Annotated in this window: 19 protein-coding genes; 6 read left to right on the top strand and 13 right to left on the bottom strand. The window is 58.8% G+C overall.

What is annotated here, in order from left to right; all coding sequences use genetic code 11:
• Positions 1–86 precede the first annotated feature (86 nt).
• The 3 genes from CAURIC_RS01705 (at position 87) to CAURIC_RS01695 (ending at position 3,116) form a co-directional block, all read left to right on the top strand.
• The gene (locus CAURIC_RS01705) at positions 87–899 is read left to right on the top strand and encodes an exodeoxyribonuclease III (protein WP_035114604.1); all 813 of its coding nucleotides are present in this window, start codon (positions 87–89) and stop codon (positions 897–899) included.
• Between the two features lie 6 nt (positions 900–905).
• A complete protein-coding gene (gene cls / locus CAURIC_RS01700) occupies positions 906–2,423 on the top strand; it encodes a cardiolipin synthase (RefSeq protein ID WP_156963467.1) in 1,518 nt (505 codons plus the stop codon).
• Between the two features lie 159 nt (positions 2,424–2,582).
• A complete protein-coding gene (locus CAURIC_RS01695) occupies positions 2,583–3,116 on the top strand; it encodes a MarR family winged helix-turn-helix transcriptional regulator (RefSeq protein WP_052095041.1) in 534 nt (177 codons plus the stop codon).
• A 140-nt stretch (positions 3,117–3,256) separates the two neighbouring features.
• Here CAURIC_RS01695 and CAURIC_RS01690 read toward each other — a convergent pair whose 3' ends face one another.
• The gene (locus CAURIC_RS01690; RefSeq protein WP_035114605.1) at positions 3,257–4,066 is read right to left on the bottom strand and encodes an ABC-2 transporter permease; all 810 of its coding nucleotides are present in this window, start codon (positions 4,064–4,066) and stop codon (positions 3,257–3,259) included.
• Positions 4,067–5,080, bottom strand: a complete 1,014-nt coding sequence (locus CAURIC_RS01685; protein ID WP_084588179.1) for an ABC transporter ATP-binding protein — start codon at positions 5,078–5,080, stop codon at positions 4,067–4,069. It lies immediately after the preceding gene.
• A 105-nt stretch (positions 5,081–5,185) separates the two neighbouring features.
• On the opposite strand from CAURIC_RS01685, the gene CAURIC_RS01680 reads away from it, so the two are divergent.
• The 3 genes from CAURIC_RS01680 to CAURIC_RS01670 all read left to right on the top strand — a co-directional run bounded on the left by CAURIC_RS01680 (position 5,186) and on the right by CAURIC_RS01670 (position 10,457).
• Positions 5,186–6,577, top strand: coding sequence for a hypothetical protein (locus CAURIC_RS01680; RefSeq protein WP_035114607.1), 1,392 nt, complete (start codon positions 5,186–5,188; stop codon positions 6,575–6,577).
• Positions 6,577–7,758, top strand: a complete 1,182-nt coding sequence (locus CAURIC_RS01675) for a glutamate ABC transporter substrate-binding protein (RefSeq protein ID WP_084588180.1) — start codon at positions 6,577–6,579, stop codon at positions 7,756–7,758. Before CAURIC_RS01680 ends, CAURIC_RS01675 begins: the two co-directional genes overlap by 1 nt.
• 188 nt (positions 7,759–7,946) lie before the next feature.
• Positions 7,947–10,457 (top strand): serine/threonine protein kinase, encoded by a 2,511-nt coding sequence (locus tag CAURIC_RS01670; protein WP_425474817.1) that lies wholly within the window; start codon positions 7,947–7,949, stop codon positions 10,455–10,457.
• Between the two features lie 201 nt (positions 10,458–10,658).
• Here CAURIC_RS01670 and CAURIC_RS01665 read toward each other — a convergent pair whose 3' ends face one another.
• From CAURIC_RS01665 to CAURIC_RS01615, 11 genes are all read right to left on the bottom strand, one after another.
• Entirely contained in the window at positions 10,659–11,903 is a 1,245-nt protein-coding gene (locus CAURIC_RS01665; RefSeq protein WP_290183099.1) for an acetate kinase, read from the bottom strand.
• Positions 11,904–12,044: 141 nt separating this feature from the next.
• A complete protein-coding gene (gene pta, locus CAURIC_RS01660) occupies positions 12,045–13,535 on the bottom strand; it encodes a phosphate acetyltransferase (protein WP_290183097.1) in 1,491 nt (496 codons plus the stop codon).
• 108 nt (positions 13,536–13,643) lie between these two features.
• Positions 13,644–14,714: a sulfite exporter TauE/SafE family protein gene (locus CAURIC_RS01655; protein ID WP_035114611.1), complete on the bottom strand. Its 1,071-nt coding sequence runs from the start codon at positions 14,712–14,714 to the stop codon at positions 13,644–13,646.
• Between the two features lie 40 nt (positions 14,715–14,754).
• Complete coding sequence (locus tag CAURIC_RS01650) at positions 14,755–15,558, bottom strand: sirohydrochlorin chelatase (RefSeq protein WP_290183094.1); 804 nt, start codon at positions 15,556–15,558, stop codon at positions 14,755–14,757.
• Between the two features lie 24 nt (positions 15,559–15,582).
• Complete coding sequence (locus CAURIC_RS01645) at positions 15,583–16,914, bottom strand: sulfate adenylyltransferase subunit 1 (RefSeq protein ID WP_052095043.1); 1,332 nt, start codon at positions 16,912–16,914, stop codon at positions 15,583–15,585.
• A complete protein-coding gene (gene cysD, locus CAURIC_RS01640; RefSeq protein WP_235700757.1) occupies positions 16,914–17,960 on the bottom strand; it encodes a sulfate adenylyltransferase subunit CysD in 1,047 nt (348 codons plus the stop codon). Before cysD ends, CAURIC_RS01645 begins: the two co-directional genes overlap by 1 nt.
• Complete coding sequence (locus tag CAURIC_RS01635; RefSeq protein WP_290183091.1) at positions 17,957–18,751, bottom strand: phosphoadenylyl-sulfate reductase; 795 nt, start codon at positions 18,749–18,751, stop codon at positions 17,957–17,959. Before CAURIC_RS01635 ends, cysD begins: the two co-directional genes overlap by 4 nt.
• An 883-nt stretch (positions 18,752–19,634) precedes the next feature.
• Positions 19,635–21,782 carry an ABC transporter ATP-binding protein gene (locus CAURIC_RS01630; protein WP_290183089.1) on the bottom strand — a complete coding sequence of 716 codons (2,148 nt, stop codon included), beginning with the start codon at positions 21,780–21,782 and terminating at the stop codon, positions 19,635–19,637.
• Positions 21,783–21,789: 7 nt separating this feature from the next.
• Entirely contained in the window at positions 21,790–23,295 is a 1,506-nt protein-coding gene (locus CAURIC_RS01625) for an ABC transporter transmembrane domain-containing protein (protein WP_235700759.1), read from the bottom strand.
• Positions 23,296–23,372: 77 nt separating this feature from the next.
• Positions 23,373–23,591 (bottom strand): hypothetical protein, encoded by a 219-nt coding sequence (locus CAURIC_RS01620; protein ID WP_035114613.1) that lies wholly within the window; start codon positions 23,589–23,591, stop codon positions 23,373–23,375.
• Complete coding sequence (locus CAURIC_RS01615) at positions 23,591–25,279, bottom strand: nitrite/sulfite reductase (protein WP_035114615.1); 1,689 nt, start codon at positions 25,277–25,279, stop codon at positions 23,591–23,593. The genes CAURIC_RS01620 and CAURIC_RS01615 overlap by 1 nt, the downstream gene beginning before the upstream one ends.
• Between the last annotated feature and the right edge of the window lie 189 nt (positions 25,280–25,468).

Here is a 25,468-nt window from a genome sequence, read left to right as displayed (position 1 = left end):
CTGGGGCACACGAGTATCGGAAGCATAACGTATTGAGTCGCTGACATCTTCGCCTCAACATGAACCCACGGGTTACAGTTGACTGCATGCGTATCGCCACGTGGAACATCAATTCAGTCCGTACTCGCGAAGACCGCGTCCGCGAGTTTCTCACACGCTCCGACGTGGACGTTCTCTGTCTGCAAGAAACCAAGTGCACGGATAAGCAGTTCCCCGACTTTACGGACACAGGTTATGAGCAGGCACACTTTGGCCTGCACAGCTTCAACGGCGTGGCAATACTGTCCCGAGTAGGCCTGGAGAACGTGAAAACCAACTTTGGGCAACCGGGATTCGACAAGGATCTGCCACAGGATCAGAACATGGAAGCGCGCGCGATTGGCGCAACCTGCGGCGATGTGGAGGTCTGGAGCCTCTACGTGCCCAATGGTCGCGAGATCAGGGATCCGCACTACACCTACAAACTGCGCTGGTTGCAGGCGCTAGCCGATTACGCCCGTGGGGAGGTTACCACTGGACGTAGCGCCGATACCCAGGGCGATACGATCACGCCGGCCGAAGACAAACTGTGCCTCGTTGGCGATTTCAACATCGCCCCACGCGATGAGGACGTGTGGGACCGATCTCACTTCGACGGCAAAACGCACGTCACCCCGCGCGAACGCGCCTGCCTCGCGGCCCTCGAAAATGCGGGTATGGAAGAAGCCACGAAGCTCATCGAAGATGAATACACCTACTGGGATTACCAAGCCCTCCGGTTCCAAAAGGGCGAAGGCATGCGCATTGACCTGCAGTACGCGCGAGGAATCTCCGCTACCTCCGCCCGTGTCGATCGCGATGAGCGCAAGGGCAAGGGCGCCTCGGACCACGCTCCCGTGATCATCGATTACGAGGTATAGCTGCCCATGACGTTGCAACTGTTCGACCCGATCAACATGATCCTGAACCTCACCGACAACCTGGAGTGGTGGCAGGTCCTGTTGATCGTGGCTGATTACAGCCTGAAGATCGCCGCTTTGGGATGGGTTCCCCACGACCGCCGCCCTACGAGCGCGATGGCATGGCTACTCGCGATCTTCCTAGTCCCATTCTTCGGACTGCTGTTCTTCTTCCTCATGGGCTCGCCGTATGTCAACCGACGGCGCCACGCCATCCAGAAGGAGGCCAACAAGCAGATCCGTGAAATCGCCGCTAACGAACCCGACGTTCCCCACGGTTTTCATGTGTGCGATGAAGTCGATAGCTTAGTGAAACTCAATCGCGAGCTCACCGCACTTCCCGCCACCGAGGGCAAGCTGCATAAGCTGCACGACGAGTACAAGGAAACGATCACCGCCATGGCGGAGCTCGTCGATGAGGCGAAGGAATACGTTAACTGCGAGATTTACATCATGGCGTGGGACTCCACGACCCAGCCCCTATTTGAGGCTTTTGAACGCGCAGTACAAAGGGGCGTCAAAGTAAGAGTTCTGTACGACCACCTAGGCAGCCACAAGTACAAAGGCAACCGGCGGCTGGGCAAGCGGCTGAAAAAAATGGGCGTGGAGCACCACGTTATGCTTCCGCTGCAACCGTGGCGTTGGCGCTTCCGGCGGCCGGATCTGCGCAACCACCGCAAGCTGATTGTTGTCGACGGCAAGCGCGCCTTCATCGGGTCCCAAAACTTGATTGAACCCGAATACCAAAACCGCAAAAACCACCGGATCGGCCGGCAATGGCACGACATCATGGCCGAAGTATCAGGGCCCGTTGTGACCACAATCAACTCGGTCTTTGCGGTGGATTGGTATACCGAAAGTGGTGAGCGGCTGGGACTGATCAAACCGGGCAACCGTAAGAGGGAAATGACCATCGAGCACGAAGATACCGGTACCGACCTCATGCAAGTCATCCCCTCGGGCCCTGGTTTTACGACAGAGCCCAACCTCCGGTTGTTCACCTCCGTATGCCACCACGCCAAGCGTAAGCTGATTCTGGTCAGCCCCTACTTCATCCCAGATGAATCCCTCATGGAAGCAGTGACCACTGCTTGCTATCGCGGTGTTGATGTAGAACTCTACGTGTCCGAGAAATCCGATCAGGCGCTGGTGGGGCACGCCCAGGCCTCCTACTACAACGAGCTACTGCGGGCGGGCGTGAAAATGTTCCTCTATCCCGCACCCCAAGTTCTCCACACAAAGTTCATGATCGCAGATACGGAAATTGCCCTGATGGGTAGCTCGAACATGGACCCGCGATCATTTGGGTTGAACTACGAGGTCACCGTCATGACCGGTGAGGGCGAGTTGATGGATGCACTGCGCGCCGAGGCACGTAAGTACAAACAGGTGTGCCATGCGCTGACCAAGGAGGAATGGGATCAGCGCCCCTGGTACAAACGCTACGTGGATAACGTGGCCCGCCTCTCCAGCGCGCTGCAATAACTGCACGTCCGACGGCGCGCCCCAGAGTATTCGACATGCCATTCGGGATACACTCACGGCTACGTTTACAATCTAATTCACTCGTTTTTGCCCATAAAAGTTCATGAACGATTAGAAACATACGTAACCCATACTGTTGATTAGAGGAAGACGAAGACTATGGCAATCGACGATGCTGCCCGACCGGAAACCCCCGCAATTCGTGGTCACCGCGCACTAGAGGTGCTGCCCGAAATCGATGTCGCGGAAATCGCGACCTCGGTCTACGATTTCCTTTCCGGTATTCGGCGGTTGATGGAGCGCCCGAACCAGAAGCTGGAAATCTCACAGTCCGAAATCGAAGTGCTGCAGTTCATCTCTCAGCATCCAGGTTGTGGAGTTTCCGATATCGCACGATTGCGTTTCCTGCGTGCATCGAACGTCTCGGCGACCGTGCGGCGGCTCATCAACAACGGCTTTGTGCTGCGTAAGGCCAACGATCAAGACAAGCGCGCCCAAGATCTATACCTCACCGACGACGGTATCGAGATGATGAACTCCATCACAGACGAATGGGCGCTACTCATTGCTCGCGCAACCAACCGGATGGATGCGCGCGATATCGCGAAACTGCGCCGCGGCGTTCCGGCCCTGCGCAACCTTTCGATTGCGGCAGAGACCCTCATTGATGACATACAGCGTCGGCAGGAGTAGCCCCTGACGGAATTGGCCGACATCGCGCGCCTTATCATTCCCGTGCTATACGCGAAACAACCGCAATGACAAACACTCCCCTGACGCCAGTGAACTGAGAACAGTACTGGCCGGGGAGTGTTCCGCTTTCCGGAGGGCGCTTAAGCGTCGCGGCGCTTTAATACCACTACTCCAGCGATGAAGATCACCAGCGCCCAGGCGGCAAAGTAAATCATCGAGCCGACCTGCCCCCACGGAGCATCGGCAACATCATTGAGCCCGATTGCATCATCCATGTTGCCAAACGGCATGTAGGGAGGCAACCAATCGCGCACTTTGGGCAGCATGCCCACGAGCAGGCCTTCCACCAGCAGCGGCCACAAAATCACCAGCGCAATCGAGCCAGCAGTATGGCGCAGTAGGTACCCCACACCGATGGACAGCGCGACAATAAGGAAGGTCTTCAAGCACAAGCGACCGATGACGGTCCATGCGTCCCCATTGAGGGCCAGCTGTTCCATGATCATAGGATGATCGATCTTGGACCCAATAACTAACCGCATGGCCTCAACGCTCAAAAGGGAAGCGAAAAACGCCAGCACAGTAGCCAATACGCCGTATACCAGCAATTTCGCCAGTGGCACACTGGTTCGCTTAGGCGTGGCCAGCAAGGTGGATTTGGATACGTTCGAACTGTACTCGCCAGTGACAAACATGACGGCTTGGATCGTGACGATCATGATGCCAATCAGCGCAAAACCCGATACGGCCGCATCCGCAGTGATACCACTGACGATGGCGGCATATGTTTCCGGCTCCTTCTTCAATTCACTGTCATTGAGGATTGCCGCGTTGCCGAACCCCATGAGCACAGCCCAGCCGATGGATAGAAACAGAATCAAGAAAGTAGTCCACGCTAAAGCCTTGGTTGTGCGGAGTTTGATCCACTCCGATTTGATTACGTTCAGCATCTAGTTCCCCTTCAGCTTCTCGTCATTATTCGTAACGACTTTTTTAGCTGCTCCCTGCATTGCAGGAGCACCGCCCAGTACGCCAAGACCATTCGGGGTCGTGGTGGCCTGGTACTCGACGGAATCACCCGTCATACGCATAAACGCCTCTTCCAGGCTCGGGCGCACTTCGGTGAGTTCACGCAAACGCAGACCATAGCTGTATGCCAGGGCACCCACCCAGTCGCTGTCACGATCGGGAACTAATAAGGTGGGACGACCATCCGCGTCTTGAGATTCGCGATATGCCACATTCTCTTCCACCAGCGCCTGGCCCAGTTCCTTAATGTGATCCGTACGCACCACTACCGAGGACTCGGATGCTGACTTGATGAAGTCACGCGTCGAGGAATTCGCGATCAACCTGCCCTTACCGATCACAATGAGGTGATCCGCTGTCTGCGCCATCTCAGACAGTAGGTGGGAACTCACCAGCACCGTGCGACCTTCAGCCGCCAACGCACGAACGAATTGTCGAACCCACCGGATGCCCTCTGGGTCCAAACCATTGACGGGCTCATCCAAAATCAACACTTCTGGATCTCCCAGCAGAGCACCTGCCAAGCCAAGGCGCTGTCCCATACCAAGGGAGAATCCGCCCGCTTTGCGACCAGCAACATCGCTCAGCCCAACGATGCCCAGCACCTCATCCACGCGCTTTTTGGAAATTCCGTTAGTCGCAGCCATCCACCGCAGGTGGTTCGCGGCGGAGCGACTGGGGTGAACCCACTTCGCATCCAACAAGGTCCCCACCTTTTCCAGGGGGTGCTTGTACTCCGAGTAGTGCTTGCCATCAATCTGCGTTGAACCCCGAGTAGGGCGATCCAAACCTACGATCATTCGCATTGTCGTTGATTTACCGGCACCGTTAGGTCCAAGGAATCCTGTAACAATCCCTGGTTTTACTTCGAAGTCCAAGTCATCCACGGCCACAGAGTTTCCGTATGACTTGGTCAGATGGCTGACTTTAATCATGCAAGCCAGTGTGCCACACGAACCCCGATGTATTCAGGGCAACTGCTTACACTTAACCCCGTATCTGGCTGAAATAGTTTCTTTAAGCTGTATATAATTTTCTCCATGCCCGCTCACCCCGCGATTGATGTCGATAGGTGGATGGACCATGACGAGGTCCAACCCACCCAGGCACGCAGTTTCCGCGGTTTTTTGAGTGTGACAAAGGAGGCACCGCGCCGATTTATCCGCTTTGCGTCCACAACCCCGGGACGACTGACGATCGTCTCTTTCATTTTGATCGTGGCCATCCTCGCCGCCGGTGGCGCTATGGTTTTTTCTTCCGAACAGCGACGGGAAAAACTCGATACCCTCATTTCGCAAACGGAGCCCCTATCCAACGCTTCGCAGGAGCTCTTCAACGCCTTGTCCGAAGCCGATTCCATAGCCACTACCAGCTTCTTAAAACAAAACGACAGTGACGTAGCCTCCCGCGAACAGTTTTTGCGTGCCACCCAGCGGGCTTCCGAAGCGGTGATTCACGCGGGGCACGGCATCGACGAGATTTCCAGTGACGACATGCAACTGGTTCTTGCGATCCAAAATAACCTCCCCAATTACGTGCAGCTAGTCTCAACCGCCCAAACAAACGATCGCTTACGCAACCCCGTTGGTGTGGCCTACCTAACCCAGGGCTCTGAGCTGATGCAGCAGCAAATGCTGCCCGCCGCGCAGCAACTGCACGAGCGAACCAGCCGCAAGGTCACGGACGAACGGCAATCCCTCGTCACTCCCCTATGGTTCCCCCTGTCCGGCCTCATTGCGGCCGTAGGGTTTTTGCTTTTGGCGCAATTGTGGTTGGCGGCTCTCACCAACCGTCGGCTTAACTTGGGTTATGTGGTGGCTACTGTGCTCATGGTCTTTGCCACGCTGTGGGCCAGCGCCAGCGCGGCGGTGACGTGGATGGGCACCGACGATGCGTCAAATAATTCAGCGACCTCGCTTAGCAAACTCACCCAGGTTCGAATCGCGGTACAACAGGCCCGCACGAATGAGGCTCTAGGATTGGTGCAACGCGATTATTCCGACCAGCGACATCAGCAGTTCGTGAATTCGGTGAAAACGATCGATGCCACGCTTCTGGATATTCGCGATGATGTGGCGAATCCTCGCCGTGTGGACAACGCACGCGAATCTCTTCGCGGATGGGATAATGCCCACGCACTCATGGTGGCGGATCTACGCAACGGCGAATACGGCAATGCCATCAGAACTGCTCTCGGCGATTACCGTCTCACCCCCGGCGCCCGATCCTCCGAGTACAGCACCGTCAACTTCAAAATTTTGGACGAGCAACTGCAAGCGCTCATCTCTGACAATCGTTCACGCCTGCAGAACAGCCTTATTGACGGCAGTGTAGCGGCCGGTCGCATCACAAATCTGGTTCTCTCGCTCACCATTTTGGCCGCTGTGAGCTGCTTCCTCGGCACTCGTCCCCGCCTGCAGGAGTTCCTGTGATGTTTCCTTTTTTATCCCGACGCCCAGCTCAGCCCACATACCGTTCTCCCAGGGCCCTCAAGTCGACCGAGACGCGTTCCCGCAGCGCCATCGTGATGGCGGTCATCGTGCTAAGCGCTACGGTCGCCGGCTGTGCGAATTCCGCTCCCACCGAGATCAAGGAGTGGCCGACCGTGATTGATAGCCCCAGTGCGGACCTGCCACCAGAATCTCGATTGGTATCCCCGGACGATATTCCCACCAGCGATGCCGATGAACAGGCTCCCATAGGGAGTATTCGCCCGGATAACCGTGAGCCGAAAGAGCGCGTAAAAGAGATTCACAAGCGTGGTCGCTTGATTGTGGGTATTGCCCAATCACTTAACCGTTTGGGTTATCGCGATCCCGTTAACGGGGAGCTCGTGGGTTTTGAAATTGATCTGGCACGAGAAATCGCTCGCGATATCTTCAATGATCCGGACAAGGTGGAGTTCCGATATGTGGAAAGCCGTAACCGCGAGAAGGCTCTGCGCGACCGGGAAGTGGACATCATCGTCCGCACGATGTCGATCACCAAGACGCGGCAGGAAAGCATCGAGTTTTCTGCCCCCTATCTGACGGTTCAACCACGTTTACTGGTTCCAAAAACGTCCAATATTGCGCGCATGGAGGATCTGAAGGACAAGACGGTGTGTGCGACTAACGATTCCACGTCGGCTTCCGCGTTGCACAACTACGAATTGTCCAAGGTACTGGCCACCCGTACCTGGACGGATTGTCTGATGGCTTTGCAGCGGCATCAAGCCGATGCGGTATACACGGACGATGCAATTCTTTCTGGGTTGCAGGCCCAGGATCCTTATATGCGATTGGTGGGTGGCGATGACCAAGTGAACCACTACGGCGTGGGTATCCCGCTGCAGGTTGATGGAAAACCCTCCACTGGGCTGACTATGCAGGTCAACGACACTATGGAGCGCATTCGACAGGATGGTACCTGGGTACGCCTATTCAATAAGTGGATGCGCGATTACCTGGGCCCGGCGTCCATGCCACCGTCCAGCTATCGGACGGATGAGGAGGCGAGAGAGCTCGCAAGGACCCGCGATGAGGCGGAAAAACAGCGCCTCCGGGACGAGGCGCTAGCGGACACCACGAAGGCACCGGAAGCCGCGGCACAAACGAGTAGCACGGAGGAGTGACAGTGACCAACAAGAACAGCTCTGACGAGTCTCGCGAAACCCCCGATCGCATCGACGTGCCCCATTCCCGCAAGAACGACGATGATGAGAGCAATGTGCACACCGAAGCCGTCGCGTTCGACCCATTCGCAGACGACGACGGCACTGACGATGACTTAGAGGCCACCGTACACGCGACCACCCCAGGCATTGCCCGCGGCGCGAGTAGCTCGGACAACTCAGACGACGAAGCCCACACCGAAGCCGTCGCGTTCGACCCATTCGCAGACGACGACGGCACTGACGATGACTTAGAGGCCACCGTACACGCGACCACCCCAGGCATTGCCCGCGGCGCGAGTAGCTCGGACAACTCAGACGACGAAGCCCACACCGAAGCCGTCGCGTTCGACCCATTCGCAGATGACAACGAGGAAGATACCCAAGCCGTCGCGTCTTTCACGTCTGCCGATCCCGATGAGATCACCGGCCCACTGGCGGAGAGGAAGGGGAAAAGCGGGGCGTCGAATAAAAAGAACCCCGTATCCAACCTAGAGCCGGGTGAGCGGTCGCGCAGGGAAGCCCTCTCGGAGTTCCGACGCTTACGTGGTACCCGGCGGCGCGGTGCGGAGATCGCCGGCGGCATGGTACGGCTACCGTTCATTCCGCCGACTGATCCCGAACAGGCCGTGATCGACCCGACGAATGCGATCGAAAAGGGTGTGGAGCCCCCAACCCTGAAACGCGGTGACATCATCGCTGGTCAATACGAGATTCTGGGACCCATCGCGCACGGTGGCCTGGGTTGGGTTTACATCGCGACCGACCACAATGTGGCGGACCGCTACGTGGTTCTCAAGGGAATGATGGCCACCGAAAACGAGCATGAGCGGGCCGTGGCCGAATCGGAACGAGCGTTCCTTGCTGAGATTACGCATCCGGGAATCGTGAAGATCTTCAACTTTATCGACGACCCGCGTGTGGAGGGCGGCTTCATCGTCATGGAGTATGTCGGCGGGCCATCCCTACGCGCCCGCCGGCGCCGCATGCCCCGGAATCTGCTGGACGTAGACGTAGCCATCGGCTACATCCTGGAAGTGCTGCCGGCGCTGGATTACCTGCACTCGCGCGGAGTGGTTTATAACGACTTGAAGCCAGACAACATCATCATCACCGAAGACCAGGTGAAGCTGATCGATCTTGGGGCGGTCACGGGTATTGGCGCGTTCGGGCACATCTTCGGAACCAAGGGGTTCCAAGCGCCAGAGATCGCCACGACCGGCCCCACTGTCGCCAGCGATATCTACACGGTGGGTCGCACGCTGGCTTCGCTGATTGTGGCGCTGAAAGTGGAAAACGGAGCTTACACTGGGGACCTGCCCACCCCGGATGAAGAACCCCTCTTCCGCGAGTACATGTCGCTTTATCGCCTGCTATTGCGCGCGACGAACCCCGATCCGAAGGTGCGTTTTGCATCGGCATCAGCCATGGCGAACCAGCTGGTCGGTGCGCTGCGGGAGATTCTGGCGATCCGTGACGGCCGTCAATACGCCCACCTGGATACGCGTTTTACTGCACAACGTTCCACCTACGGCACCAAGCACATTGTGTTCCGTACGGACCAGTTGCTTGACGGTGTGGAACGCAGTGTGGAGATTTCCCCTTCGGAAGTGGTGGCAGCTTTGCCTACTCCCCTGACCGACACGAGCGACCCCGGCGCGGCGTTGTTGTCTGCGGCGAGTTTCACGGAGACCAGCGACCTGATGGACACGTTGAATTCCGCCATGCGTAACCCGGACATGGAAAACAGTGTGGAGATCCCACTGACGATGGTTCGCGCCCACTTAGATGTGGGTCAAACCGTGGAGGCAAAGGAACTGCTGGAATCCCTAGAACCCCGGTTGGGCAACGATTGGCGTTTCCACTGGCATTCGGGTGTGGTTGGGTTGCTCAGTGGCGATTTCGCGACGGCGCAAGCGTGCTTCAACAAGGTACTGTTCATCTTGCCCGGCGAACCTGCCCCCAAGTTGGCGCTCGCCGCGACCGATGAATTGCTACTACAGCAACAGGGGGTGAATACGTCTAAGCTGCTGGACACCGAGGCCACCCGGGCAGCTTCGGCGTTGGCCTACGCGCAACGCGTGCCGGTGGATGACTACTCGGGTGTGCCCGGTTGGGATCACGTGACATTGGATCCGGTCGCGCTCCGCTTCCACGCAATGCGCCTGTACGGCCTAGTATGGGCCACGAATCCGACCACGGTATCCAGTGCTTTCGGTTTGGCGCGGCAACTGATGGCGGAAGGTTTGATTGATTCGGCCGTCACCGCCCTGGACCGGGTGCCGCAGAACTCGCGGCACAATCGCTTGGCTCGGTTCACCACCATCTTGATTCTTATTTCTGACGCCTCGCTGCTCACCGAGACGCGCATCCGTCGGGCCGCGCGACGTTTGGCCACGATGCCCACGAATGAACCACGGTTGGAGCAGGTCAAACTCGCGGTGATGTCGGCTGCGCTCAATTGGTTGCGCCGCCGCGGCAAAGACGGTTTGGGGCCGGTTTCCACCGAGCCGATTTTTGATGCCGAGTTCACCGAACGCGGATTGCGTCTAGGGCTGGAACGCGGTCTGCGGCACATGGCGCGGCAAACGCAGTTCCCCCTGCACCGGTTCCGCTTGGTGGATATGGCAAACAAGATTCGGCCCCGAACCTGGTTCTGATTCCAAGGGAGGCAAACCGGAGCTGCGCTGGAATGACCGGTCTGGAACTGCTGGGGTGCGGGGACGAGAACTGCTGGAATGACCGGTCTGGAAATGCTGGAATGACTGGTCTGGAACTACTGGGGTGCGGGGACGAGAACTGCTGGGGTGCGGGAGCTGTGAGGCGGGGCCGCCACATCAGCGGGTGCCCCCCGTTCCCAGCTACTCTTGCTCTGCCAGCTCCAAGGAGTAGCGGGCGATAGCCAGCTCTTCGTTAGTAGGAACCATGAAGACTTTCACTGCGGAATCCTCCGTAGAGATCATGCGCGCGCCTTCTACCCCGCCCTCATTGGCGTTGCGCGAAGGGCAGATCTCGATACCGAAGTTTTCCAAGCCGGCGAGGGCATCTTCACGCAGTTGAACAGCATTTTCCCCCACACCCGCGGTAAACACAATCGCGTCCACACGCCCAAGGGTGATCATGTACGCACCGACATAGCGGCGGATCTGATTGATATAGACATTGTATGCCAAAGTGGCGGCCTCATCGCCGGCTGCCATCATCTCCGTGAGCTCGCGGAAGTCATTCACACCGGCCATGCCCTTCAAACCGGACTGTCGGTTAAACAAATTGTCCAGCTCGTCAATGGTCATTTTGGCCGATCGCGCGAGGTGGAAAATAATAGATGGGTCGATGTCACCGGTGCGGGTACCCATAACCAAGCCCGGCAGTGGTGTTAGCCCCATGGAAGTATCCACTGCTTCCCCACCCTTGATGGCGGACGCGGATGCGCCGTTGCCCAGGTGCAAGGTAATGCAGTTGATATCCTTGGCGTCGCGCCCCATAAGTCCCGGCAATTGCTGCGACACATACTCGTGGCTGGTTCCGTGGAAACCATAGCGACGAATGTTGTGCTCTTCCGCCAGCTTAGGCGGCAAAGCGTAGGTATACGCCACCTCGGGCAGCGTGGAGAAAAACGAGGTATCGAACACCGCCACGTGGGGCACGTTCGGTAGCAGCGCCATGGCGTTTTCCATGCCGTCGATGTGTGCCGGGTTGTGCAGTGGTGCCAGGGGAATCAAATCCCTTAACTTGGACAAAACCGTGTCATCAACAATGACGGGCCCAGTAAATTCCGCACCACCTTGCACCACGCGGTGCCCCACCGCTATGAGGTTCAGGTCTTGGGGCCCCACACCGAGGAGCGTCATCATGCCGAAGGCACGTTCCAGCCCCACCGAGTGAGACAGAATAGGGCGGGTGTCCTCCATTTTGGTGGTTGTGGTGGAGATCTTAATGTGACCGCTTGGCTCGCCGATCTTCTCCACAATGCCAGAGATAAATGGGGCTTCCAAAGCACCCTGCTGAGGATCTAGAACCTGGAACTTAATTGATGAGGAGCCGCTGTTGAGAACCAGAACGAATTCTGAGCCCTTGGCTTGTTCTACGTGGTGATCCATATCCATAATCTGCACTTCTTTTCTGTCTCGGGATGGGTGGAGGGGGAGTTCGGCCGGCGCCTGGATACACGGTTGCCGCCGGCGCCTGGGTACACGGTTGCCATCAACATCTAGCGACAACTGCACACCCCGCGTAGGCGATGGCGGCTAGGCCTGCGCTTGGATGGCTGTAATGGCCACGGTGTTGACAATGTCCGGCACCGTGGCGCCACGGGAGAGGTCGTTGACAGGCTTGTTCAAGCCCTGCAAAATCGGCCCCACTGCGAGCGCGCCCGCAGTCCGCTGGACCGCTTTGTATGCGATATTTCCGCTATTCAGGTCAGGGAAGATGAAAACATTGGCGTGTCCGGCAACGTTGGAGCCCGGCATCTTTTTCTGCCCAACGGATTCCACCACCGCAGCATCGAATTGAATGGGGCCTTCAAATTGCACAGAGGCGAAGGTCTCCCTGGCCTTAGCCACGGCCTCAGCGACCGCCTGGACATCGGGGCCAGACCCCGAAGTACCGGTGGAGTAGCTAAGCATCGCGACCTTGGGTTCGATCCCAAACTGCGCGGCGGTGTGGGCAGAGACAGCTGCAATCTCCGCCAGTTGATCTGGCGTGGGGTTAGGGTTGACCGCGCAATCGCCGAATGCCCACAGCACACCATCCATGACTAGCAGGAAGATGGAGGAGACCACGCTAGAACCCGGTGCAGTCTTGATGATCTGGAACGAGGGTTTAATCGTGTGGGCAGTAGTGTGCGCCGCGCCGGAAACCATGCCATCAGCCAATCCCTTGTGGACCATCATCGTGGCGTAGTAGCTGATATCCTGCATCGTCGCGCGGGCATCCTCGATGCTGATGCCCTTATGTTTGCGGAGTTCGTAAAAATCCTGTGCGAACTGCTCCAGCTGTTCGCCTTGGGTGGGATCTGCGACATGTGCGGCCGAAATATCCCAGCCGTTGCTAGCGGCACGTGTACTGATGTCGTCTGGATTACCCAAGATGGTCAGTTCGCACACGTCGTCCGCCAGCAGCTGATGGGCAGCTTCCAGAATGCGATCGTCCTCACCTTCGGGCAAGACGATGTGAGTGCGCTTCGCCTTGGCTTGACGCAACAGATTGAGTTCGAACAGCTCGGGGCCGATCTGGGGCTCGCGCTTATCTGCGCCACGAATGCCGCTGAGGGTTTGGGCTAATTCTTCTTCGCGGATGACACAGTGGACCTCCGCCCCTTTGGCTTCGAGTTGCCGGCGGGTTAGGGTGGCCAGCTTCTCGTCGGCGTCGGTGGAGATAACCAGCAGATGCGCCGCACCACTTGCGGCCGCCAGCCGGGAATCCAGGTGGGCCTCCCCAGTGCCGACTAATACGTCCGACGCCACATTCTCCAGTTCCTCGAGCGCGCCTTGGAACACTGCCGCATTCGATGCGGACTCTGCGCGGCCCTCCCCGAAGATGTTGGTGACTTGAAATATGCATTCAATGCCCGAGGTGCTCGTTTCGGGCATTGCAGCGCCGGTGGGCGTTGTGGTGGAGTGCGCAAGGTCTGCGCGCCGAGCAGCAGCACCACCAACGGGTGTGAGTAGCGCCTTAATCGGGATATCTACAGATACCACGGGTTGATCATCCTCCATGCGTTGTAAAACCTGGGTCATTAAGCAGACCCTCTCTATTGCATATTGTGCATGGATAAGCGCGCAGTTGTGCGGTGTTTCACACAGTCAGTGGTTGCCTGTGATCATTTTCATAGCGCAGGGGTGGGATTAACGCAGTTCAGGCCTATTCCAATCGTGATACCCCTTAGCTGCCCCCGCATACTCATGAACGCGCTGGTTCTCACTATCTGGGATTGAAGCAGTGCTATTTTCATCTGTTTGACTGGTTGACGTGGAAATTTTTTCCTCCCGCTCCTTGGGATGAGGAGTGTCCTGCACGCTCTTCTCGCGGTCCAGTTCATCCGAACGCAAGGATCGTTCAAAGATGGATTTCTTGCGAACCACCACCAAAGTGACAGTCACCGCCAAACCGAATAGAACCACGCCGATCACACCGGCGAGGCCAAAGTACTTAATGAGCCGCGTGGAGTTGAGGAACATCAACAATGCACCCACTAGCCCACCCAGGATCTCGGGCTTCACGATGGAAACGGCCCACGCGGCGATAGGTGCAGCGATCGCACCGCCAACAAGCAGGCCCAACACAGGCTGCCAGGACTGCGCGAGTTCATTACCCATCCCGAACAGGAATCCGACCGATGCCGATAGAGCAACCAGGAACTCGGCGGTGTTGACCGTACCGATAATGCGACGCGGCTCGGCCTTACCCACACTCATCAGAGTCGACGTAGTAACCGGTCCCCATCCGCCCCCACCGGAAGCATCCAGAAAGCCACCACCTAGCCCCAGAACGGCCAGCCCCGCGCGCGACTTTGCCGTGGATGTGGCCGGTTGGGTCTTGTTGGGCTTCTGCCATGGGATCGCCACGCTTCGAACCAGCACGTACGCCCCCAACAAAACCAAAATTGTGGAGACTACGGGTTCTGCCGCCTTAGTGGACAAACTGCTCAACACATAGGCACCGGCGAACGCGCCGATCGCCCCAGGTACGCCCAAGGCCAACACAGTAGGCCAGTGGACGTTTTTCAACCGCCAGTGGGAAAGACCCGAAAAGAGCGTGGTCCCTACCTCTGCAAGGTGTACAGCAGCGCTGGCATGCGCAGGACCCAGGCCAGAAAAGACCAGCAAAGTTGTGGCCGTGATACCAAAAGCCATGCCCAAGGCACCATCGACGAGTTGGGCTGCGAGTCCAACGAGGGCAAAGATAAGAATTTTCATGAGGATTCCTAGAGTTCGGTGAGGTCAGGCGCTATGTGCGCTACTGGGAAAGCTGAGCTTGTTCAGCCCGTGCAATAACGAGGGGAGCTACGGCGGTGCCAAGATGCGGCACCTGCATACAGGCTCCCTGGGGCATTCGATTCTCTAGGTAGTGATGAAGCCGGTCGAGCAAAGTGGCTGGGCTAAAAAACAGTGGCACCACCACATCGGGTTGCAATTGTTGGACGACGCCCGGCCCGCCGTGCCCACCGGTGGCGGGCACGGCGGTGACACGATCGGGTTGCAATCGCAGTCTCGTCGCCAGCGAAGCCGCGAGGCGCTCCACCGAGTCATTCGCCCCTGGGACTGAAGATCCGACGTGGTAGAGCACCACGTGGGCGTCGGACGAAAGAACAGACCGGCGACGAGAAGCAAGGTGACGGCGAGTGTGCCGTGCAAGCAGATCAGCTACATCCTCACCGGTGCCGATACCGCGAGCCAGGGTGAGGCGCAAACCGGTTGAATCTGCAGCCTCCGCGATGGCGCTCGGGACGTCATGGCGCATGTGAAAGGCATCAGTGAACAGCAAAGGCACCACAACTGCATGGGTCGCACCCATCGCGGCGACGATGTGCGCCACGTTCGTAAGGGTTGACGGTGAAAAATCCAAGTGCGCGAAGTAGACCGGCCGCCCGCTCAAGGCAGTGGCAACACGGGCGATCTCAGCAACACAAGCATCGGCCTGCGGATGCCGAGAGCCGTGTGACAGGCAAATAATCGGCGCGCCCGCGTCAACACCGGACCCCTGAGGGGTGGTGCTGGCGGTACGAATGCCGTCGGCACTGCGCGGAGCTGCTGAAATCATGGTTGTGGATTCCTCGCTATGGGCTTACTTCACCAGTCCGGCGGTGAGCGTATCGCCGGTTTGCGGGTGGACAACGAGCAGGGAGCCCACGCGTCCGCCCCGGTGGTATTGCTCCACCGGCAGCGGGTCCGCCACAGTAATACGCACATCGGCGATGTCATTGAGCTCTAGTTGTTGGATGGTGGCGGGGTCTGTGGGCTTGGAAGCCGCAACGTCAGCGCCCGCGGCCTCGTCCGTGCCGTGAGGGGCGTCTACCAGTTCATCGGCGCGGCGCAGCACTTGATCCACACGTCCGCGCACGAGTGCCGAGCCGTAGCGAATCAGCACGTTCGAGCGCAAGCGCAGAGGGGTTTCAGACAAGTGGAACACGGTGGCTTCGAAGGTGTTAACGGGCTCCGGTAGATCCAGCCCGCCGATTACGTCACCGCGAGAAAGATCGATTTCTCGATCCAGGCGCAACGTGACGGATTCACCGCGGCTCGCCGTGTTCTGTTCGCCTGCGGGGCCATCGATTCCTTGGACAATTGCTTCATGCCCACCAGCGGTGACCTGATCGCCGACGGAGACAGTTCCGGCCGCGATACGCCCGGCATAACCGCGGTAGTCGGTGGCATGATCGCGAATCACCAGCTGGATGGGGAAACGCAGCTGCCGGTTGATGGACTGGTTTTCCGCACCTGGGGTGGCCTGCTCGAGGATCTCCAGCACGCTGGGACCGGTGTACCACGGGGTGTTTGCGCTGCGCTCCACCACATTGTCGCCCAGCAACGCGGAAGTGGGGACCACGTCCACGTGGCGCAGGCCCAAATCAGCGGCGAGCGCGTCCACGTCCTTTTTCACCGAGGTGAAAACGTCTTCGCTGAAGTCGACGGCGTCGATTTTATTAACCGCCACAACAACGTGAGAGATCTGCAACATCGCAGCAACGGTGAGGTGGCGCCGAGTCTGTTCGATAACACCGTTGCGGGCATCGACCAGAACAACAACCAATTCTGAGGTGGACAGGCCAGTGACAGTGTTACGGGTGTACTGCACGTGACCCGGTGTGTCCGCCAGGATGAAGCTGCGCTTATCCGTTGCGAAGTACCGATAAGCAACATCGATGGTGATGCCCTGCTCGCGTTCCGCGCGTAGGCCATCGACTAAGAGGGAAAGATCGGGGTTTTCCAACCCCTTGGCGGTGGACGCACGCTCAACGGATTCGTATTGGTCCGCCAAAATGGACTTCGTATCGTGCAACAAGCGACCTACGAAAGTGGATTTGCCGTCATCCACGCTGCCCGCCGTGCACAGCCGCAGGGTGGGCAACTGAGGGGTCTGAGTTCCAGCGTTTGGTTCGGTTGTGGGAGCAGTCATCAGAAGTACCCTTCCTTCTTGCGGTCTTCCATGGAAGATTCGCTGAGCTTGTCGTCTGCGCGGGTGGCACCGCGTTCAGTAGTGGTGGAGGTGCGAATTTCGTCGATAACGTCTTCGATGGACGTGGCTTCGGATAACACGGCACCGGTGCAGCTCATGTCGCCAACCGTGCGGTAACGAACGGTCTTGGTGACCAGTTCTTCACCCTCCTTGGGACCACCCCATTCACCTGGCGTGAGCCACATGCCGTTGCGCTCGAAAACTTCACGCTGGTGGGAGTAGTAGATGGCGGGTACTTCCACGTCGCGGTCACGGATGTAGTCCCATACGTCGGCTTCCGTCCAGTTAGAAATGGGGAACACACGGATGTTCTCGCCCACCTGGTGGCGGCCGTTGTACAGGCCCCACAGCTCAGGGCGCTGGCGACGTGGGTTCCAACCGCCGAAGCTGTCACGGACGGAGAACACCCGCTCTTTGGCGCGGGCTTTCTCCTCGTCTCGGCGGGCGCCTCCCAACACCGCGTCGTAGCCGCGGTTCTGAATCGTCTCCACCAGCGGCACGGTCTGTAGTGGATTGCGGGTGCCATCGGGACGTTCCTGGATCGCCCCGGAATCAATCCAGTCCTGCACCAGTGCCACGTGCAGGTTTACGCGTGGATCCGCTGCAACCTTGTCACGAAACTCGATGACCTCAGGGAAGTTGTGCCCGGTATCAACATGAACCAACTCGAAAGGCACCGGCGATGGAGCGAAAGCGCGCTTGGCCAGTTCCAGGACCACAACGGAATCCTTGCCACCGGAAAACAGCAGGGCGGGCCGTTCAAACTGGCCGGCTACCTCCCGCAGAATCTCGATAGCTTCGGCTTCTAGACTCGCCAGGTGAGGCGATAACGCTGGGGCATGACTGGATTCCTGGGTGCGTTCTTGCACGTCGTTGGCCTCTTTCGTCGTCTTCTCTGTATTCGCAGTTGGGTTGGTTGCGTTTAGTTGGGGCGCGGGGCTGGAGCTTGTCGCTGGGAGTGGAGCCTCCGCGTTCGCGGTTGTCATGTGTGCAGACCACACTCCGTCTTGTTGGATCCTGCCCAACGACCGGATCGCGGATCCTCGCCTTCGGCCACCGGAAGCGTGCATGTCGCGCAACCAATGGAGGGGTAACCCTGCTTGGTCAGTGGATTAATGATGAGGTCGTGGTCGGCGATATAGCGCTCCACCTGCTCATCGGTCCACGAGACGATGGGGTTGATCTTCAGCCGCCCAGTGCGGTCGACTTCTAGCACTGGGGTGTTGGCGCGCAGCTGGTTATCCACGCGACGAATGCCCGTAACCCATGCAGTAAACGGGTTGAGCATCCGCGCAAGCGGCTCTACTTTGCGCATGCGGCAGCACGCAGTGGGATTCTTCAGATACAACCGTGGGCCATAAACACTGTCCTGTTCCTGGCGCGTTAGCGTGGGAGTGACATTGGTCAGTGGCAGGCTGTATCGCTCGGCAACCTCGTCGCGCGTTTCGATAGTTTCGTCAAAGTGGTAGCCCGTATCTAAAAACACCAATTCTGCATTATCCAATCGCCCTTCAGCGAGCTCCGCGAGAACCGTGTCCTGCATGCTCATGGTCACGGCAATAGAACCTGCGACGTGCTCGTTCGCCCATTCGAGGATCTCTTCCGCCGTGGCTTTTTCCAGCTCTGGGTTCCACTTTTCGGCCAGCTTTTCATGCGCCTTACGCTGCACTTCCGCCAACGGTGTAGTGGTAGTTGGCTCACCATCGGGGCTAATCGCTGGGTCGCGGTAGTCATCCGCTTGCCCACCGAGGCCAACCGCTGCGTTAACCAAGCTCATTGTTCCTCTTCTCCTGTGGTTTGGCTCTTCTTTTTCCCGACGCCACGCTCCCTTCCACCACTGCGTCCAGCAGGGGGAGGGTTGTCAACGTGAGCGCTGGTATGAACTCTCAGCCCACAATTAGACCAACCGGTCTACTTAAGCTGCACACCACAGTAGACTAATCTGTTCAGTTCAGCAAGGTTTTCGCGCTTTTTGCAGACTACCCGGTCTATATTGTTGTGCACGACATCCAAAACCACGTGCCGGCCTCGTAAAAAACGGGCATGGTTAAACCGGCTCCCCCTCCCAAGTGAAAAGGAGTTTGGGATTCCGGCCACGTATCCAGGCCGCCCACATCTCGGCGTAGCGCCCAGCACCCCCACCAGCGACCCCGCCTCGACGCAGCACCCACCTCGACACAACACCCACCACCCACACCTCGACACAACACCCACCACCCACACCAGCGACCCCACCTCGACACAGCACCCCACCAGCGAACCCACCTCGGCGTAGCACCCACCACCCACACCCTCATTCACACAATGTGCAGCAGAACTCTGACAAAAAGTCGCGTTTTTGTCGGACTTCTGCTGCACATCCGTCGTTCAACGGGAAAATACGGGCGCCGGAGCGCTCAGGAAAACCTCCTATACCTTCAACAACCTCGCCCCCCGGAGTTAATAACCGACGTGACCGACAACCTCGCCCGCGCGGTTGAAAACCTCCCAGAACGCCGCCCCCAAGAGAGAAGGAGTTCAGGAACATCCACCACACATCCAGGCCGCCCCAAGTGAAAACGAGTTAAGGATTCCCGACCACACATCCACTCCGCCCCCACGTCACAGCGAGTTTAGGATTCCCAACCACACATCCACGCCACCCCCACATGACAACGAGTTTAGGATTCCCGACCACGCATCCAAGCCGCCCACATCTCGGCGTAGCGCCCACCCTGAGATACCAGCTGGTCATGTGGTCCGCTTTCCACAATCCGACCCGCTTCCATCACCAGCACCCGATCGGCCGCACGAGCCTGATCAAGGCGGTGAGCCACCACCAGAGCGGAACGATCGCGAAGGACTTCCGCAGCCGCGTCCTCAAGGGCCGTGGCCTGCGCCGACCCGGCTTCAGCGGTGGCTTCATCCATTACCACTACCGGTGGGTCCATCAGCAGCACGCGCGCCAGCGCAAGCTGTTGGGCGACCACCGGATTCAGGCGCATCCCCTGCTCCCCCACTACCGTGTCCAAACCTTCAGGAAGGGAATCTAACCAGTCCAGCGCGCCCACCCGCGCCACGGCCTCACGGATCTGTTCATCGGTGACGTCAGGTTTCGCAAGATTGAGGTCTTCCCGAAGCGTGCCGGCGAATGTGTGAACCTCCTGCGTGACCATCGCGATGCGCTGGGAGCGCTGGGCGTCGGATAAAAGAGATACCGGAGCACCCGCCACCAGCACTTCACCGGAATCAGGGACCCGAAGGCCCATCAGCAAAGAAGCGACCGTGGTCTTTCCCGCGCCAGATGCGCCAACTAGGGCGACGGTTTGGCCTGGGTAGACGCGGAAGGACACGTCATCGACGGCCACGCGCGAACCGGTGGCGCTTTCAGTGATACCGTCAACCGGGCCGTCAACCGGGCCGACAGCAGTGACACTGCCCCGCACGTGAAAGCCGGCAGACGAACCTGCATAACGGAAGGTCACGTGACGTAGTTCGACTGCTGGCGACTGGTTGGCGGACGCGGCAGGGAGGGACTGCTGGCCGGCGCCAGGGAGGAACCTTTGGCCGGCGCCAGGGAGGAACCTTTGGCCGGCGCCAGGGAGGAACCTTTGGCCGGGGCCACGGAGGGACTGCTGGCCGGCGCCAGGGAGGGACGGCTGGCCGGGGGCAGAACATGAAGAGGCAGAGGACGAAGAGACCGGGGTATCAGCAGCCCCAACGTCAGCAGCCCCAACGTAGTCGGGCACCTGCTGTGGTGGATCCACACTCACCCCCACGATGCGGGCCAGGCTGGCGTACGCGGATTGGATCACGTCTAACTCGCGCATCACGTGCATGATCGGGCCTCGCAAACGAATGACCATCAAACCGGCACCCGTGACGGCACCGACGCTGACCCAGCCCGCACGAACGAAATAGAACCCACCCACCAACACGCTGGCGGTGAGCAGGAATTCACCGGCGGTCACCCACAATTGCAGGCGCAGTAGTGCCATGCGCGCCCGCAACCCTTTGGTCACAACATCCCAACTAGCCGATTCGATGCGTTCGTGCATGGTATTTTCCATCCGAAATGCACGAATGGTAGCTCGGCCATGAATAGCTTCAAGAACCCGCCGGGCGCGCTCGGCCATCCCAGCGCGTTCGGCAGCGAAACGTTCGGGTGCAATACGCAAATACCTTCGTGCGCCCCACCAGTACGGTACGAATGCCACGAGAGTGCACAGCAGCAAGCGCGGATCGATGGAGATTAGCGCGGTGGCAGTGGCCACGATCAGGAACACGGATTTGCTCAACAACGGCAGGGTTTCAGTGATCGCGGCGGACACTTCGGCCACATCATCGGTGGAGCGGCTCACCAAGTCAGCCGTACCAGCATCTTCCACCTGATGGAGGGGCAAGCCCAGCGCCGTGCCCACCATCGTTTCGCGCAAGTTGGCGATGATGCGTTCGCTGACTTTTGACATCAGGTAGTACCCTGCGGCGGAGGCCACCCCGCCGAGCATTGCCGCCACCAGCATCTTGGCTCCAATGAGCCCCAAACCGGTGTCCATCATAAGCTGCCGCCATTGGCGGCTATTGGCGACGGATTCAGAGCTCTCTCCGGTGGTCACCTGCCTGACCACATCCACAGTCTGCCCCAGCAACCGTGGCACACTGACGGTGGCCCATGCGCCCAATGCCATGAGCAGCAAGGCCACGAGGCTCAGCCGCCGTGCTCCTGGTACCGCCCTTACCTGAGCACCGATTTCACGTCGGACTTGTGCCCACGTCGCCAGCGGGAATCGCTGGGCGTTTTCCGGGAGCTCCATGGTCTTCGGGGTCATCCGTGTGCTACGCATTATCGGCCTCCAGGCGCTCTGCCGAATCCGCCACGGCCACGGCGCGCCACGCGGGCGCTTGTGTGACCACGATGGTCAGCTTGTCGGCGCGGACTTTAGCCACGGCCTCGGCAATCCGCTGCTGGGTGACCGAGTCCACTGCCGTTGTTGGGTTCTGCACAATCAGCACTTCTGGGTCCGCAGCGATAGCTCGGGCTAAGGCCACGCGTTGTCGTTGCCCGCCGGATAGCAACCGCCCTTCTTCACCGACCCGTTTATCAGCCCCACCTGGGATATCCCCGCACTGTGCCACGTCTAGGGCCCACTGTGCAGTTTGGGGGTTCACGTGCACGTTCTCCCCCACTGTCCCGTCAAACAGCTCGGCTTCATGTGGGGCCACAACGAATCCTGGCACACGCGCAAATCGATCGATGTCAGCATCCACTTCCTCGCTGGCAGCCACCGTGGTCACACCTTTCGGGAATTGTTGCGCCCACTTCCTGGCTAGCTGTTCTTCTTCTTTTTCTTTCCCGACGCCCCGCTCTCCCCGGCCCGGATCCCCGAGGATGCTGAGGATCCGCTCGGCAGAAGCCCCGCCGGAAGCCACCTTGGACGAAATGTTTTTCCCCAACATCGTCATGGGGGTAATGACGAACTGTGCCACTCCAACAACCGCAATGAGTTCCCCAATGGTGATTTCCCCACGAACACCCAACCATGCGGCGAAAAATCCCACGAGAACAACGTAGAAGGCGCCCGCGAATTCAGTTGTCGCGTTGAGCTGCGCTTGTGCCTGGTTGGCGCGAATAGTCGATGAATAGGCGGCGTTTGAAACAATGGAATAGCGGGCGCGGACGGTGCTCACTGCCCCCAGCCCCTTAACGATGCGGAGTCCGTGAACTAGATCCGTGGCGGTCGCGGCAGCTTTGGCCAGCCCACGTTGGCGTGCTCCCGATCGGGCGCGCAAGGGTTTGGCAGCGGCGAGGGATATGAAAACAATGCACGGAGCTGCGAGAAGAACAAACAGCCCGAGTGGTACGTGGATGAGCAATACCACCACTCCCACGTACAGCAGGGAGCCGATCTCACCGAAGGGGAATACGGTGAGAAAGAGGATTTCGGACACGCGGCGGGTATCTACGCTGGCGATGCTGAGGAGCTCGCCGGGCGGTCTGACGGTTGATAGTCCGCGGGGGTCCTGAATGCGATCGGTGGTGATGGTACGCAGGTGGTGGGCAAGTTCCAACATGCAGCGCTGGAAGAGGTAGCGCCCGGCGAAGGAAACCACCGCGTTGGCGAGGAACATGGCGGCAAGGACCGCAATCCACATCCACAGGCGGCTTAGTTGGCCCGTGGCGACGGCCTGGTCGATGGCGCGGCCGACAACGATGGGGACGGAAGCGTTGAGAATAAACCCCACCATGATGCACAGACCCGCGATGATATTCCACGGCCGAGGTGCGAATGCGACCTTGGCCAACCAATGCGGGTCGTGGGGTTCGGGTAGCCGGTTAATCACTGTCCTTAGCCTAGTGCAGGCCACCAGTTATAACCGGCAAAGCCTAGTGCAGGCCACGAGTTACAACGGAAAACGATTTAGAAACCGCGCTGGAACTGACCGTGAAGTTTCACCGAGAACACCCGCAGGCATTCCCGGCACTGCCAGGCATTATCAGTTTCCGCGTCGGGCCACAGGTTCTCCGACATGCAATAGGGGCAATTGTTGACGGTTGCGCGACGGCTGTTGATGAAGGCGGTTTTGCCACCAATCGCGTCGTTCGCAGAGGGCAAGCTGTCGTGATCGGGAACGCTCACTAGACCAACAACTCCTCATCGGCGCGGAAAACCCAATCGCGGAACTGTTCACCCTCGTTGCGGTCCGACTTAAAGTTCTCCACGATGCGGACCACGTAATCTCCCAAATCCGTGGAGAAAACCTGGTTGCCGCGCACCTTCTTGCCTACTGCGGGGTTCAAGCCCAATGCGCCACCGAGGTTCACTTGGAAGCCCTCCACGCGCTCACCCTCGTCCGTCGTCAGGATCTTGCCGGAAAATCCAATATCTGCCACCTGTGCACGCGCGCAGCTGTTCGGGCAACCATTGAGGCTGATCTTGAGCGGTACATCGAGGTCGCCGAGGCGCTCTTCCAGCTCGTCGCACAGATCAATCGCACGCTGCTTGGTGACGGTGTGCGCCAGCTTGCAGAACTCTAGGCCAGTGCATGAAATGATATCGCGGCGGAAAGCCGAAGGATTAGCGGAAAGGCCCTCAGCCTCCAGCTCCTCGGCCAACCCAGCGACCTGCGCTGCTTCCACATCGAGGAACAACAACTCCTTGTCTGGCGTGGTGCGCAGGCGCGCCACGCCGTACTTGTCGGCCAAATCCGCCAAGCGCTGGAGTTGAGCACCGGTGGTGTGCCCCACGGTGGGCTTCACACCCAGGTACTTTTTGCCATCGTTTTGGTCATGGACACCGATGTGGTCGCGATAGCCAGGGGCCGTTTCCGGTGCTGGACCGTCGATGAGTTTGCGCTGCAGGTAGTCGTCCTCCAGCACCTGGCGAAACTTCTCCACACCCCATTCCGCCACTAGGAACTTTAGGCGAGCCCGGTTGCGCAGTCGGCGGTAACCGTAGTCACGGAAGATTCGCACTACTCCACCCCATACTTCCGGGACTTCGTCCAATGGCACCCACACACCCAGTCGCTGGGCCAGCATGGGGTTAGTCGAAAGCCCTCCGCCAACCCACACATCAAAGCCCGGGCCGTGTTCGGGGTGCTCAGAGCCGATAAAAGACAGATCCTGGATCTCGTGAGTGATATCCTGTCGGCGGTTGCCGGAGATTGCGGACTTGAATTTGCGCGGCAGGTTCGAGAACTCTTCTCGTGTGAGCCAATTCTTTTTGATCTCCGCGATGGCCGGGGTGGCGTCGATAATTTCATCAGCCGCAATACCTGCGACCGGTGAACCAAGAATCACACGTGGAACATCGCCACAACCGAAGTTGGAATCGAGGCCCACTGCGGCCAGCTTGTCCCAGATGGCAGGCATATCTTCGATTCGGATCCAGTGCAGCTGCAGGTTCTGACGGTCGGAGAAGTCGGCGGTATCGCGAGCGTAATCGCTAGAAATCTCACCCAACACGCGAAGCTGCTCCGCGGTGAGTAGGCCGCCATCCAGTCGGATGCGCAGCATGAAGTAGTTGTCCTGCAGCTCCGCATTCGTCAGGTGACCGGTGAGGTCACCACTCATGTTTTGCTTGCGCTGCGTGTAGAGGCCAACCCATTTGAAGCGTGGCGCCAAATCCTCGGCCGGAATCGAGTCGAACCCTTCCTTCGAGTACACGTCGCGAATGCGCTGAATAACCCCTAGGCCAGCATCTTCCTGCTTGATCCGCTCGTCATCGTTGAGCGGTTCGCGCCCGTCGACGAGCCACTGCCCCTGGGGCTTATTCGCCCTTTTGCGACGAGGGCGGTCGGTTGCAGTGCCGGTTGCGCTACTCATGTTCTCCCTTTTTCTTTGTTGGTTTCGTCGGTGTTGTTCGCAGGGCATTGACCCACCGGAGCACCCGGTGGCTGCTCTTTGTTTTCGACGCCCAGCGCGTGCCGTAGACCGATCAGTCTGTAACAAAGGATGTCATCACACTAGACCGACCGGTTCAGAAATTCAAGACGCGGCGCCGAAATGAGTTGC

It is taken from the genome of Corynebacterium auriscanis, from assembly GCF_030408435.1.
In the GTDB taxonomy this organism is placed as follows: domain Bacteria; phylum Actinomycetota; class Actinomycetes; order Mycobacteriales; family Mycobacteriaceae; genus Corynebacterium; species Corynebacterium auriscanis.
This window is presented reverse-complemented; position numbering and strand designations above follow the sequence as displayed.